This window comes from Neisseria sp. P0001.S005 (assembly GCF_051963715.1).
The window spans coordinates 1-393 of record NZ_JBQCTZ010000704.1 but is presented as its reverse complement, the minus strand read 5'-3'; the positions used below and the strand labels follow the sequence as shown (position 1 = coordinate 393).

The 393-nt window shown below is 49.9% G+C and carries 1 protein-coding gene; it reads left to right on the top strand.

All coding sequences use genetic code 11. From position 1 onward, the window contains the following. Positions 1 to 67: 67 nt before the first annotated feature. On the top strand, positions 68 to 393 hold a 326-nt coding region (locus ACTHSP_RS22470), incomplete at its 3' end, for an SDR family NAD(P)-dependent oxidoreductase (protein WP_440347067.1).

Below are 393 nucleotides of genomic sequence, written 5' to 3'. Positions count from 1 at the left end.
AGGCCGTCTGATAAGGCGTTATCATACCTTAAACCCAAGTCTGAAACGAGTATAGAAAGGAAACGATATGGCAATTTTGATTACCGGGGCATCGGCAGGATTCGGCGCGGCGATGTGCCGCACCTTTGTTGCGGCAGGCTATCATGTCATCGGCGCGGCACGGCGCGAAGACAAATTGCAGCAGTTGGCAGAAGAATTGGGCGAGCAGTTTTACCCGTTGGAGATGGATGTTTCGCGTACGGAGTCAATTCAAAACGCTTTGAACAGCCTGCCCGAGCATTTATCCGAAATCGATTGCCTGATCAACAACGCCGGTTTGGCTTTAGGTTTGGATTCTGCCGATAAAGCCGATTTTGGCGATTGGGAAACCATGATTCAAACCAATATCATCGG